Annotated in this window: 13 protein-coding genes; 4 read left to right on the forward strand and 9 right to left on the reverse strand. The window is 50.7% G+C overall.

Going from position 1 to position 13,397, the window contains the following annotated elements; all coding sequences use genetic code 11:
• Window positions 1-104: 104 nt before the first annotated feature.
• Window positions 105-998, reverse strand: a complete 894-nt coding sequence (locus tag O2S87_RS15855) for a site-specific integrase (protein ID WP_475409740.1) — start codon at window positions 996-998, stop codon at window positions 105-107.
• Between the two features lie 491 nt (window positions 999-1,489).
• Between O2S87_RS15855 and O2S87_RS15860 the strand changes: the two genes are divergently transcribed.
• The gene (locus O2S87_RS15860; RefSeq protein WP_475409741.1) at window positions 1,490-2,110 is read left to right on the forward strand and encodes a winged helix-turn-helix domain-containing protein; all 621 of its coding nucleotides are present in this window, start codon (window positions 1,490-1,492) and stop codon (window positions 2,108-2,110) included.
• A 97-nt stretch (window positions 2,111-2,207) separates the two neighbouring features.
• Here the strand turns inward: O2S87_RS15860 and O2S87_RS15865 are convergent, their stop codons facing one another.
• Both O2S87_RS15865 and O2S87_RS15870 read right to left on the reverse strand, forming a co-directional pair.
• Entirely contained in the window at window positions 2,208-3,077 is an 870-nt protein-coding gene (locus O2S87_RS15865; RefSeq protein ID WP_475409742.1) for an AAA domain-containing protein, read from the reverse strand.
• On the reverse strand, window positions 3,074-7,273 hold the full coding sequence (locus O2S87_RS15870; RefSeq protein WP_475409743.1) for an AAA family ATPase: 4,200 nt from the start codon (window positions 7,271-7,273) through the stop codon (window positions 3,074-3,076). Before O2S87_RS15870 ends, O2S87_RS15865 begins: the two co-directional genes overlap by 4 nt.
• Before the next feature lie 363 nt (window positions 7,274-7,636).
• Here O2S87_RS15870 and O2S87_RS15875 point away from each other — a divergent pair, with 363 nt between their 5' ends.
• The 3 genes from O2S87_RS15875 (at window position 7,637) to O2S87_RS15885 (ending at window position 8,626) form a co-directional block, all read left to right on the forward strand.
• Window positions 7,637-7,843: a hypothetical protein gene (locus tag O2S87_RS15875; protein WP_475409744.1), complete on the forward strand. Its 207-nt coding sequence runs from the start codon at window positions 7,637-7,639 to the stop codon at window positions 7,841-7,843.
• A gap of 177 nt (window positions 7,844-8,020) precedes the next feature.
• Window positions 8,021-8,179: a hypothetical protein gene (locus O2S87_RS15880; protein ID WP_475409745.1), complete on the forward strand. Its 159-nt coding sequence runs from the start codon at window positions 8,021-8,023 to the stop codon at window positions 8,177-8,179.
• Window positions 8,180-8,197: 18 nt separating this feature from the next.
• Window positions 8,198-8,626, forward strand: a complete 429-nt coding sequence (locus O2S87_RS15885; RefSeq protein WP_475409746.1) for a tyrosine-type recombinase/integrase — start codon at window positions 8,198-8,200, stop codon at window positions 8,624-8,626.
• Between the two features lie 6 nt (window positions 8,627-8,632).
• Here O2S87_RS15885 and O2S87_RS15890 read toward each other — a convergent pair whose 3' ends face one another.
• From O2S87_RS15890 to O2S87_RS15915, 6 genes are all read right to left on the reverse strand, one after another.
• Window positions 8,633-9,100 carry a type II toxin-antitoxin system VapC family toxin gene (locus tag O2S87_RS15890; RefSeq protein WP_475409747.1) on the reverse strand — a complete coding sequence of 156 codons (468 nt, stop codon included), beginning with the start codon at window positions 9,098-9,100 and terminating at the stop codon, window positions 8,633-8,635.
• On the reverse strand, window positions 9,081-9,431 hold the full coding sequence (locus tag O2S87_RS15895) for a hypothetical protein (protein ID WP_475409748.1): 351 nt from the start codon (window positions 9,429-9,431) through the stop codon (window positions 9,081-9,083). The genes O2S87_RS15890 and O2S87_RS15895 overlap by 20 nt, the downstream gene beginning before the upstream one ends.
• Before the next feature lie 228 nt (window positions 9,432-9,659).
• On the reverse strand, window positions 9,660-10,046 hold the full coding sequence (locus tag O2S87_RS15900; protein ID WP_475409749.1) for a DUF7970 domain-containing protein: 387 nt from the start codon (window positions 10,044-10,046) through the stop codon (window positions 9,660-9,662).
• Window positions 10,043-10,921: a ParA family protein gene (locus O2S87_RS15905; RefSeq protein ID WP_089673062.1), complete on the reverse strand. Its 879-nt coding sequence runs from the start codon at window positions 10,919-10,921 to the stop codon at window positions 10,043-10,045. Before O2S87_RS15905 ends, O2S87_RS15900 begins: the two co-directional genes overlap by 4 nt.
• Before the next feature lie 184 nt (window positions 10,922-11,105).
• Complete coding sequence (locus O2S87_RS15910) at window positions 11,106-12,449, reverse strand: DUF790 family protein (RefSeq protein ID WP_475409750.1); 1,344 nt, start codon at window positions 12,447-12,449, stop codon at window positions 11,106-11,108.
• A 1-nt stretch (window position 12,450) separates the two neighbouring features.
• A partial coding sequence (locus O2S87_RS15915) for a DEAD/DEAH box helicase (RefSeq protein WP_475409751.1) occupies window positions 12,451-13,397 on the reverse strand: 947 nt, incomplete at its 5' end.

The raw sequence follows: 13,397 nt of genomic DNA on the forward strand, positions 1-13,397 counted from the left end.
GTGAGTGTAATCTCGATTGGGGACTCTTTCATTCTAGCACCGAAACAGTCCCCTTCCTCTAACGTATCAACTGCTACTTCGTTGCGGTGAGTGTTGGCTTGGTTCTAAACGATCCTGAGACGCGACCCAAACATTAGATACCCATCACCACGTTCTATAATATCTGAGCTGTAATCTTCATGCGTCAAAATCTCATGATTAGTTGGATCATATGCAATGTCTGTTGGAGAGTTTTCAGAACGGGGATGGATGAGTCGCTTAGGCGTCCCGGTGATCTCTTCAGCACGATTCATTCGTTCGCTTGGAGAATATAAAATCGGATCCCATGGCTCTTTTTGGTATGGTATTGGGTTTCCGATTAGCGGATATTGTTCCTCTGGTTCTCCAGGGAACATTATTGGAGCAATATCACTTTTGTCAAATATATTATAAAGAATATCTGTTGTAAATCCACCAGCTCGGCGAATATATCGTGCACCAGTTTCGATTCTTGTCCATCCCATTACATCTTGTATCACTTTCGGATTCCGGACACAGGTTGTATAATTGGTAGCAGCTGTTGCTCGAAGTCCACGTAGTGTGATATTCTCTGGATCAACACCTTTTGCGTTCTCAGCAGCTTCTTTCACCAACTTGTTCATTGTTGGCTGAGTAATCTCCAAACAATCATTATTCTCAAAAAACAACATAATCACAGCAGTCAAGCGGCGTGAATAACCAAAGGGGACACGCCGTGCACTCCGTTCATATTTTGGCTGCCACCGCTCTTGGTATAGGATTTCTAACGGATCACGATTTTCATCTCTCTTGTCACCTTCACCATCATTTTCAATATTATCATCGTCTGCCGAAAAATTCTCTAAGAGAATATCAACATGGTCCTCAAGTTCATCAGTCGAATCTATATTTTCTTCTTTATCTATGATTTCTACAATATCATCACGTACACTATCATCGTCCTCAGCAGCCTTTTGTTTTGCTGCAATCCAGCAGTTCATACACCCACACGGATCGTGACGTGGTATTGCTATTTCCCCCCGCCGCCAATCAATCCAAGCCTCTCGAACGTGTTGGATTTCACCCGTTCGAAGTCCAAGTCGACCAGCAAGGAGAATGATATAGGCTGCCTTGAGACACCGATCTGGATTATCTATCTCAAAAGCACCACGGTAGAGCCGAACAAATGTAGGCTGTCGTAGTGCTTCGTCCGATGACCTCTCTGTCTCTAACATGAAATATCTCTCCAAACTCATCGCTTATGAAATACATGCATCCGGACTGCGCGCGAGACCGTTATTTCCCAAAGATTTATATATCAAATATGGAGTTGATTTTGCTCATGGGCGGACAGCCCATATTTTGCAAATTATTTTGTTATATATGAAACTATTAGATTAGAAAATTAAATTTTAAAGTTCGAATATTATGTATACTGGTGGTCGAATTTAAAAAATATTATAACTAATAAGTCGTTATCCATTTGCAGAAAATGAGATTGAACAAGACAGACAAAATGATTCTTGTTAAATTGAGAGAAGGTCGATGTTCACCAAGATACTTGTCAAAAGAATTGGAAAAAAGTCAGCCTTATATTAATCAACGTCTTAAAAAACTTAAAAATTTGAACTATGTGGTCAAAATAGATAGAGGACTATATGCACATAGTAAACGACCAACGGAAACATTGGATGTAGAAAAGATGCATGAAGAATTGACAAATGAAGAAATTCTACACCTGACAGATGAGATAAGAAAAAACCAATCTCCAAATGATAATAAGACTCAATTTATTAGTCAAAAAGTATCAGAATATGTGAAAATGGTGATTAGAAATGAAATTCCGAGAAGCAATACTGCTCAAAAGGTGATGTTTGACGCAGTACTCACATTAGATAAAAAGGGAAAACTCTCTCGTAATGAATTGGAACAAGAACTTTATTCAAAGTATCCTGACGCTTATGAGACGTCGGAATCCCTTTGGGAATCAACTATGGGACGCATATATAAAGAGGTTCCAGGTGTGACGAGAACAAATGATGGGTTATATGATTTTGATGAAGATGAGATTGACATGAATGAGGAGCAATCACTGGATCAGTGGTCGAAATAAACATATTGTGTTCCAGTCTCGGTGAGAATGAGTTTCTGACTCAAACATGTGAAACTTCTCACCAAATGGCAATCGAACTTTGAGAATCCAGTTACTTTCAGCAGCTTGGATAGACACTGACCGGAACAGTTGCATATTCATCCCCCTCTGCGTCGACGAATTGATCAAGTGATCCGCTCCACGCTGGGTCAGGATCTTGTCCCACCGCTTTGGTAAACAGACGTGCCCAGACTGGTCCGTGGTCAAGACGCTCACTGTCTTCTGGGGCGACCTCAAATAGCGAGGTACTACAGACGACGACAGTTAGCATCTGAGACCGAGATATTGCGACGAGCAATCGTTGGGGGTTGAGGATGAATCGCTCTTCGCTGCGGGCGAACTCAGGGTCCGAGACGGTCCCGCATACAGCGATGATGTCACGTTCGCCGCCTTGGTATTTTTCAACTGTGTTCGTGGTTACTTCCTCCGAGAGAATCCCTTCGAGAACACCACGTTGGGCGTTATGTGGCGTAACAACGCCCAAGCTAGGTGAACCACTCAGATCGTAGTGTGGTTCGTCTTCAGACAGTCCGTCTCGTCCATCTGACCTGCTGTCTGGTATCTCTGCAGGCCCCTCGGCGAGGGGCGCTGCCGCGCCCCCATCTGGCCGGGCGGTCGGTGAGACTGCTGTGATCGCATTACTAATCGACTTGACGAGCCTCGCCTCGATGGGGTTGACCATTTGATATCCTCGGTCGTCATAACAGACGAACACCAATGAAGCGGTAGATCCAAAGACGGCTTCCAGTCCTTCAGTCGGAGCACTGTAGCTCGTCGGAGGTAGTGGTCGCGGTTCTGCAGCGGTAAGCGTGATGCCATCCTGATGGTACTGGAATTCAGTGAGCAACGTCGCCAGCTCATCACCGAAGCGGTATGATTCTGAGAGTTGCTCAACCTGAATCGGTTTATTATCTGCTTCGCGGGTCACTGTTGATCACCCCGATTAGTCGCTTGCTTTGTCCTTGGCTCTGGCTCTGGTTCTAAGTCTGAGTCTGATGAACCATCAAACTCTGAGAGTTGTGCTTGGTGGATACCCCCGTCAGTCGACATATTTTCACCCGTTCGCTCCCCCGATACGGTTTGATTTATCCAGTGGACGTACTCCAGAGCCGAGAGATACGCTTTGGTATCTATGAGTGGCTCCCGAAGTGTTTCGTCCCAGTCCGTTTCGGTCACGGTAGGCAGCTGGCGGTGGTCGCCGACGAGAAGTGTCTGTCCCTCTGGTTTGAGAACGCTCCCCGCCAGTAACAACTGTGGGATGTCGAGCATGCTGGCTTCATCCACACAGACGACATCAGCCAGTCCCTCAGTGTGCCGCATCGCTGCCGGTGCTGTATCACCATCGATGCTTGACAGCGTCTCGGCGATTATTCCCAGCGTTCGATACAACGTTGATGGCGTTGTAAACAGAAGACACTGCTCGGCGTTGTCTGTGGAACCACACACCTCGCTGGCTAGGTTTGTGATCAATTCCTTGCCGTCGGTGCTGTGATAATTCGCGTAGCTCACCTCGACGTAGTCTGTGGTTGCGTCGGCTCGGTCCTCTTCGGATGGGGGAGTTGTCGGGAGGACGCGAACGAGTTGGAGATCGGACAATCCGTTTGTTGCACGACGCCAGTCTTCGAGGCTCTCTGCGGTACCGTCGAGTACTGCATCTACGGCCTCGTGTGACGGTGCTACCACGACACCGACAAACGATTGATTGTGCTGTTGGCGTGCGTGGGCTCTGGCAAGCAGGGCTGGCGCAGTTGCTCCGCTGGTCTTGCCTGTTCCCGGCGGCCCCTGTAGCGGGACGAGTGGCCGGTCAACGGCCTCGATGAATGATTGCTGATTCTCGTTGGGTTCAAGACAACCGTCAGCAGCATCCAGTGTATCGAGGAATGACTCAATAGCGTCAGGATCCGCTACCATCGCAGGCTGCTGGTTGCCGGTCCGGCGGATTACCTGAAGGTGCTGCCAGAGAGCGTTCTGCTCGACAGTGTCGGGCTTCAGCGCACGGTCCGCCTTCGGTGCGCCAAAGTCGTCAATCATCGGGTCTAGCATGTATACCTCTCCGTCGTCGATCCACACTGGCTCGCGGTCAGCGACATATCCAGGCCGCTGGTCGACTGGTTCCTGTGGGTCCGAGACGTTACTTCCGACAGGACAATTCCACCCACAGTGGTCGACCCGGAATTCGCTACCATTGCGTTGGAAGCGATGCGGGAACGTAGTCAGGGATATCGTCCCTGTCTGGGTGTCAATATCCTCGACGAGCACCGGGGGTGAATGCTTGATCGCTTCGGGGTCGTCGACAGTGAGTTGAACCTCAGTGTCGGCTCTTTGGTTCGGCGAAGAGCCAGTTGACAGGTCGGAGTTCTCTGTAGCTGATTGGGTCAGTGATGCTGCCGATTGAATTCGTGTGAGAAGACGCCAACTGCCACCTCCAGGACCATCACCGCTGCGAAGGCGTACCTGACGGGCGACCTGTGAGGCCGTGTCGTCGTCTTCAAATAGCAGGTCAAAGGCGAGTTCACCCTCAATCGTAACTGAGCCATCATCCTGCTCTTCTATGTCTGTACACCGAATCGGAATAGAGCGACCGCTGCGAGCTCGCTTTCGGAGCGGCTGCCGGTAGTGGGTGAGCGTTCTGTCGCGCTTGGCACCAAACTCCATGCGAAGATAGTCACGTGCTGCTTCAGTCAGGCGAGTAACCGGCAACTCGAACTCGGCGAGGCGCGTAGCGTCAAGTGGTTCCTTCGGATGGTAGGCATCCTTGTACGGAATTGACTCGACTAATCGCATGAGTGCGTAGCTGAGCCGTTCGACAAGATATTCGACATCAGTTCGCTTAAGTGGCTCCGATTGTCCCCGAGTTCGGTAGTAGAACTGATTGATTTCTTGTCTGTAGAGCACTTTGTCATCGTCGTCGAGTGCCCATTCATCGACAATGTCGGGAGTAAGTCGAGGTGTGTTGTCATCCGGATGAGCAGGAGTCACTGCCCAAATGTATTCCAGCGGGAACTGTCCGCCTGACCGTTTTCGGATTGGATACCAGCCGTCAGGATCTGGGTTATCGACATCCGCGACCTCAGCGGTTGGCCCCTCGCCGAGGGGACCCTTCGAGAGGTTCAGTCTGATACCTGGCTCGTCATTGAGATAGGCCACCTGCTGGTTGAGAAATTGTTCACGGAAGATAGCCCGGAGCGGCGGGTTATCACCCCGTCCATCCAGAGGGTCGAACGACTCGACTGTCCATGTCGGAATGAATTGTTCGGTAACGGTGAGCAGGCCCTGGGAAGCATGGGTGAGCGCGAAGTGCTCGTTGAGGATCGGTTGGACCGGCGATATCAGTGACTGGTCGGGATTGGTGTGGCCGTCTGGATCGAGACTGCACAGAGCACGCATGGCGCGGGCCTGATCGAGCGTTTCAGCGTGGCGGTCCAGGCCCTCGGCGAGGGCCTCTGTTTCGTACTCACTGTAAGTGTAACTGTGAATGACTGACTCCTCGGGATCTCCAAGTTCGGCCCCAACCGTCTCGATTGTCTCAAAGAGCTGGTCAAGAAACCGGTCAAACAGCGCAGCTTCCACGTTAGTCGCGATATCGGAATCGTCTGGGACGGCATCGATTACCTCCCCAATGGTGATGTACTCGTCATGGTTTTCAGCATAGACGCAGGCACCTAGTGAGGCAATCCGATTTATTTCGGTGTCTGGGCGGACAAACAGTGCGACATGAATCAACTCGCCGGGCTTGGCTCCGTCTATATTGCTCCAGTTTTTAAGCCGGTCGTCCGGGAGCGGAATCCAGTCCTTCCTAGGGAGTGCGGGTGGGCGTGTGTACGAAGGGTATTCAGGGTCAATCTCTCCACGTAGGGCTTGAGCCCGCTGGATAATTTCGAACACAGAACATGGCAGTACTTCTTCGAGTTTTCGGCGTTGGTCTGTCGGAAGATCAACTGTCGGTGGATCATCCGTAGGATGGTGGCCATCCTGATGTGGCAGCAACTCCGACAGTTCGCAGATGTTCATTACGCCCACATCATGGAGTGAACGCTGGACGTTCGGGCCGAGGCCCAACAGAGCGAGACTGGCTGGTGATGTGGGGTCTTCGACCGCACGGGTTGCGCAGGCTTCGCGGTAGGCGCAGTTGTTACAGACTGGATCAAGTCTGAATGGGAGGGCCTCAAGATCTTCAGTGAGTATGTCATCGATGGGGCCATCGGCAGCAAGGAGACGTGTAACGAAGAGTTCCCATTCCGGTCGAGAGAACGTCGGGATGTCGACCGGGTCTAACGGATCACCGGGCGTGGCGGCTGTCTGCTGTGTGAGGATGCTTGTCTGAATGCGGCAGGGTGGTGTCGAACCCTCGCCGAGGGTCTGCTCAAGAAGTGCACTGTAGATCGCCACCTGGACACGGTGGGATGGCTTTTGTTCGCTTGCGTTCTTGATCTCTATTACACGCGCGTCGACCGAATTAGCAGAGGTCGTCGGTGACTGTGGAGGTTGTGCGGTCGGTGACTCGGAAGTATCATTTACGACTGGTTGGGTGTCAGTATCAGTTGGGCTCTCGGTAGTTGCAGTCGGTTCTTTCCTACCGGCAGGACCGTACTGTTGTGGTACCTCTGTTGTGGGCCTGAGGACGAGACAGTCAACTTCGCCCCAGACATCTTGATCGCCAAGTTGGCCACCAAGTGGTGCCTGATAACAGAGGATATACGAGGAGCCGTCGGGATCGGTAGAGAGGGCCGCGGCAGCTTCGATAGCAGCGTGGAGTTGGTCGGTGCGGCCCCTCGCCGAGTCGGCCCAGGTCTCATCGACGGTGATGTCCGGAACGTTCGTTTTCGTACGGTCGTCGAGTTGTGGCCCGATGACTTTGGTTGCGTTCGTAGCGAGTGCTTCGACTTGTCGTGCTTCGAATTCTTGGCCATTGCCAAGAAGTGCGATATTCATGAGGCCGAAGGCTTCCTTCCAGTCTCGGGCATTAGGTTCGTCTCCAGGTTCAGTGCGCTGTTTGAGATAGCGCGGACAGCGGTTGTGTTCGACGAACTGGGCGATACCGCTCGGGTCCAGTGGTTCGTCGGCCGACTGGTCTGATGATAATGCCTCTGTAGGTCCAGTAGGTGCTGAATCATCATCAGACATCGTTCCACTTCCCAATTAACAGGTATTTGGTGGCTAGCTGATATTTTGCCTCGAATACTGTTGGTACATAGGATTGGTGATCACTGATATTTTGGATATCATAATCAAATAATACTTTGAATATCGTACTCGTGCCGGTATTTTGAAGTCCGGTGTGATTGGATAGTTTCATTGCTGGTAGTGCCAGCACAGTCGAGGGGTGTTGTCGCACCCCCGACGTTTCAACGTCGTCCTGTGCTCAATAACCAGTAGTATCGACTGCAACTTAATTGTTTGCACATTCTCAAACGTTTGCAATTGAACGAACTATTGGTCTCTCTTTGAATCCACAGACTCATTTGTCATGTGTAATAATCAGACATCATGGGCCGAACGCGAGCATTGCTAACAGAAAAAGAAAGGGAATGGTTAGCTTCAGACGCTAATGAAGCTGGTTCTCGAAAGTACCAAGTTATTTCAGAGGTTCGAAACCGGATAAATGACGAGTTAGTCAAAGATATTGACACACTTGCCGAACACCATCCAGAATTGCTGAATGAGCTTCAGCAAGTTGCTTGTAACAGTGAATAAATAGTTCATTGCTAAAGTTGGGTAGAATTTGCTCATCGTGTGAGTAGATAACAAGGTCGGCCTATATTTGCACGTTTGTATGTTAACGTGCAAAAATTTGGCTCTGAGACGAGAATAGCCCTTGTTGAGGACCTCTATCAACAGCAATAAGTGCATGATACTCATGAGTAACACGCAATGCGAACCGAACGGAACAAAGATAGCTCCTGGAACGTCTGGCTCTCACGCAGCGAATACGAAGTACTGCCGCGGGAAGCCGAGACCTTCGAGCAAGAAGTGGCTATCCGGCTAATGGGCGATTGCGGACTCCGTGTCCAGGAAGTCCTCGATGTCTAGCCCAAGCACGTCTCCAGAATGAGCGATGGCAAGCACTTCGAGCTGAAAGTAGTCGGTGGAAAGGACACCACCGGTGAGTACTCCGGGGGTAAGTACCGCGAGACATGGCTTCCACGGGATGTCGAGGCAACGATCAACCGCTACATCCAGCAGGCAGGGATTGACGACGAGGATCGTTTAGTGCTGAAAGCCAAGCGAACCGTCCAGTACTGGGTTGAACAAACAGCCGAGAAAGCAGCCGAAGAAACCGGAGACGATGACTATCGACGTATCTCTACCCATGATCTCCGCCGCTGTTGGGCCAATCACCTCCTTGTCGAACAGAACGTCAGCCCACGGATCGTCATGGCTCTTGGAGGCTGGAGTTCCTACGACGCTATCGAGCCCTATCTCGCCGCTCCAACTGAACAGAACATTATTGAATCGATGCGAACCGCACTACAGTAACGTGTGTCAGGCGTTAAGCCCAGTGTCGACTGGTACACGGGTGAAGCCTAATGTCTGGAAGTCTCTATCGAACCCCAGAACGTGGTCAATATCGCGCTCTGCAGCCAACACAGCTGTCGTGTGATCTACGAACGAGATCGTTTGATCATCGTATTGCTCAAATTGCTCTAGTGCCGTATCGAAGGTAATTCGATCTACGACTAGATGGTTGAAGCTCTCGCTACCACGAATTTCAGTGACTGCCCGAAGCGCTTCGTCGTGAGTGCTCTTCCGGAGGAGTAGCGTTGCGAGTTCAGAAAGTACCGCTTGCGTGGTGAACAGTGGTCCAAACGGAATATCTCCATTCACAATTCTATCCAGTGTTTCACGCGCACGCGTGTGGTGCTCCGCAGGCTCGTAATAATACGCGAAGAACATCCCCGTATCTACGATAGCTGGAGACCGCTGGATAGCATTATCCATTGATTTCGCCATACAGCACGTCGTCAATATCGGCTTCACTCACAGTTTCATCACCGGTTATTGGGTCTGTTCCCCAGACAGGGTCTTTCGGATTGATATCTGTGACATCGCCCGCCGGTTGAAGCCAGTAGATATTCCGTCCTGCTGTCTTCCGTTTTCCGAGCATCCCCCGACCATGAAACTCATTCAACTTCCGGCGAGCAGCTTCTGCCGTCACGCCGAGCTCCGATGCAATATCAGCACTGGTCACAGCTGGGCCAGCGACGGTGCTGAAAACCTGCCGTACTCGGTCGATTGTGACCGTTTCAGCGTACTGCCCGGAATCAGTTCGTTCTCGGCTCATAACTAAGGGTATTTGCTCTATGCGTATAACCGTAGTGGATACGACCACGTTGCTTTCCCAACTTGGATACGTGACTGTTTGCAGAGTATGCCTGAATGTTGGTCACAGTAGTTGGCACTACATCTTCCTCACTATGGATGCAAGACCACTCCCTATCCACACACATGTGTTCCAACCTTCCGTGTTATCCTCACAAGTTTTCTCGACCGTATATTCTATGTTGCTATACTATTCGAAATCGTATCCCCACTCCCTAAGCTGATCTGAAACCTCGTCGAGATGGTTTAGTCCTATAAGGAGTGCTGCCTCCCGTAGATCCGCTTTTTTTATATTTTCGTCGAGGATCCGTTGAACCTCAGACATTCCCTCTCTTTCTCGGTCGATAGTCGATTCCTGGAGGTGAAGCTGAACTGTCTTTTGACGGCCGTCGGTGATACTGTTGCGGCCGTGAATCCATGGCAGACGAGGCTTCGATGAACCTGCAGAGACGTTTGTTGTTTGATCTTTTGTTTCGGTCACGGGTTCATCCTCAATACTATCCGTAGTGTAAGTATCCTTAGATTCTTCCTCGTCATCATCGTCCCAACCTACAGCACCGTCTTTGAACCCAGTCATTGTTTTACCTCTGCCTCGTTGATCTCGCCTGGCTTAGGTGGATTTGAAGCTTCAATACCAGCTGATTCTTCGAGGTGTCGAGCAATCTTATCGAATTGAGCTAATGTGTCTATTTCGTAGTCACGTCGTTGAGCTCGGTGATCACGAACATAGCGGAAGGCAGAACACTGCTGTTTCCAGCAGCCCTCCATTAGGGCTGCACGTTCTCCAATTACTTCTGGGATGGAAAACGGTACGTTCTCAATCATCTCTCGCTGGTCAATCGTGTCTTTGTAGCCCAGTGGTACAGCTCCAAGCACACCAACATCAATGTTAAGTTCATCTGCAAAGTTGGTCGCCATCTGTTCCAACCCATCAATTGACGCCTGTCCCTTCCATGATGGCTCGACCGGAATTAGGAGGTTTCGCGTCGCATAGATTGCGTTGTACAGATGATCTGATTCAGTTGCAGGTGGGTCACATATTAGGACATCATATCTGTCTGGAACATCGGCCTCATCGAGGACACGACGCAACTGTGCGTAGATGTTGTAGCTATCGCCCAGATCTGTGGCCTTTTGTTGTTCTCGATTGAGATGGTCTGAGAGATCTGCGAGAGTATTGTGTTCGGGAATAATATCGATCCCTTCGACGCTTTGGATGAGATCATCAAATGGACCTCCGGGACTCTTGACCAAGTGTCGAACAAGGCTATCGGCCTTGCTGTTTGTTCGATCTTCGTCGACCCCAAATAGTCGGCTGAGATTACCGTCTTGTGGATCGAGAGGAACGACTAAGACATTGAGCCCTGCCCGAGCGTGTGCTACTGCTAGATTTGAAGCAAGCGATGTTTTGCCTACCCCTCCTGCTTCTGAGTAGACTGTGTATGCCAGCATGTTACTACTCTACACGTGATTGCTAATGAAGTTTTGTCAGACACTTATCTAAGACACCTATCTAAGACACTTATCTTAGATACACATCTTAGAAATATATATTCGAATCTAAGAAAACAAACTAACCTTATTATGGTCTATCGAGTCTGTGTGATATTGATTGCTCTCAGCCGAACTACCGATACTAAGAGGCCTCTACAGCGTATTCTTCAGCTAACTCTACAACATCATAGACGTGAATACCGGATTTGAACCAGAGAACACGGTTGTCGATCCCCTCAAAATCCTCTGCCGAACAATCGAGTCGCTCTGAAACAGCAACAATGAGATTGTCGCGGTCGGCAGTCCGTATCTTCGCCAGTTTCTCTTCGAGATACTCAGGAGTCCAAAAGCCGACGATCTCAAAGATTACACGTCGACCATCAGGATGTTCAATCGCAAAGTCAGGGAGCATCACTTCCGCGCCCAGATCCAAGACATCATCCTCGCGTCGGAGTTCCCAATCAGTCGTGGATCGCTCCCATTTTTGTGCGAGCGTTCGTTCAACATCGCTGTCGAAATCACTCTGGGCTGAGTAGTGAGATGACAGCCCTTCAGTCTGATCGAGCTCAAATCTGAGCGTCGACTCGGATGGCCCGCCCTCATCATCAAGGATGTCTGCTTCCATCTCCCAGCGGTCACACAACGGGAGTACAGGCAGGAAGTTCGCCATTCGAATGCCGTACTTGCGTGATTTCGAAAACAGCGATGCGGCTCCATCCAGTCGTGCTTCGTAGCCATCTGCGAGGTCTGTACTCTCAACACGTGCTCCAGTGTTGTCGATTGGATAGATGCGGTGCATCAGACCGAACAGTTTGACGTAGCTGAATACCGTCGCAAATGAATCCCAGACCCGCAGCCGCATCTCGGTCGCATCGTACAGCACAGCCTGTGCCAACGCGAGATTGTAGCGAGTGAGTAGCCACTCAACGCTGATTGTATCGTCCGCATAGGATTTTTCGCTGTCACCGGTGAGTCGTGTGGTTGTCGACGAATCGCCGGTTTGGTCGTGATCGTCGAAAACGAGATCTCCAAACTGTACGAGTCGCTTGTTTTCTTCCAGGTCGGCGTACATCCCCCGGTAGCAGTCTTCGAGTGAGATACCGAGCCGGTCGGCAACTGTACTGTAGACCCACAGCCAGCCCTTATCATCCCCTAACGTTGGTTGGCGGACGATTGGGTAATTCTCATTGGCCACGGCGAAGAGTTCCTGTCGTATCTCTCGCGGCTCAACTGGAGCGTAGACCTCGAACTCACACTCATCTTGGAGAAGTTTCGCCAGACCTTGGACGATTTTGTAGTCGGTGTCCTCGATAGTCAACTCGTCAATTGTGTCCTCCAAATCTCCTTTCGGCTCGCCGAGATGGTCTTCAAATATGTCGATGAGTTCTGCGGCGGTCTCCCGGTACCGTTGCTCATTAGGATCGATGAACACCGGTCGAATCTGCCCATCAGAACGCCGAGAGCGTGCCAGATCAGCTGTCAGCACGTTAGCTCACCCCCTGTCGACGGTGTTGAGAGACATAGGTTTCCGTCGTGTCCTCAGAAATAATCTCGTAGAGACGGGCAGGTTGGTTGTCCTCCGTTGGACGAAGAATCCGGCCCAACCGCTGGGCATACTGCCGCTTGGATGCACTCCCCGAAAGAATAATGCCGACATTCGCGGCTGGAACGTCGATTCCCTCATCAAGCACCTGGGATGTCGCCAGTATTGAGTACTCTCCAGTGCGGAATCGTTCAAGGATCTCTGTCCGCTCGTCAGTGTCGGTCTGATGGGTGATACAGGGAACAACGAACTCCTGGGAGATCTCGTATGCGAAATCGTTGTTGGCGGTGAAGATGATCGTTCGGTCATCGTAATGTCGCTTCAGTAGATTATCGAGGGTATCGAGTTTCTTTGTAGCTGTTCGGGCGATCCTTTCGGCTCGTTGCTTCGCAATCAGTGCTCGACGGCCTTTGGGATCATATGATGTACGTTTGAGAAATTCTTGGTAGCCGGTTTCCTTCCACAGATCGAAATCGTGACTGTCGACATACTCGCGGTAGATCTGGTACTCCTCGTCGTACCGCTCTCGTTCGTCAGCTGTGAGTTCAACTTGGAGGTGAAGCGTTTCGTACTCGCTGAGGTACTCGCCTGCCAGCTTGTCGACTTCCTCTCTGTAGACTACTTCCCCCAGAAGGTCCTCCAACACATCGTGTTCGCCATCAGCACGCTCGTAGGTGGCAGTTAATCCGAGTCGATACGGCGCAATCGTCATCTCAGGGATTTGCTGGTAGGTCGGAGCCGGAAGGTGATGGACTTCGTCGACAACGAGCAAGCCGAACTGATCACCATACTCGTTGATGTAGCGATATGCAGAGTCGTAGGTCGTCACTGTTAGGTTGCTCACATCGTGACTTCCTCCACCAAGGACTCCAACACCGTCCGGAAGTTGGT

The sequence above is a fragment of the Halohasta sp. A2 genome, assembly GCF_056175805.1.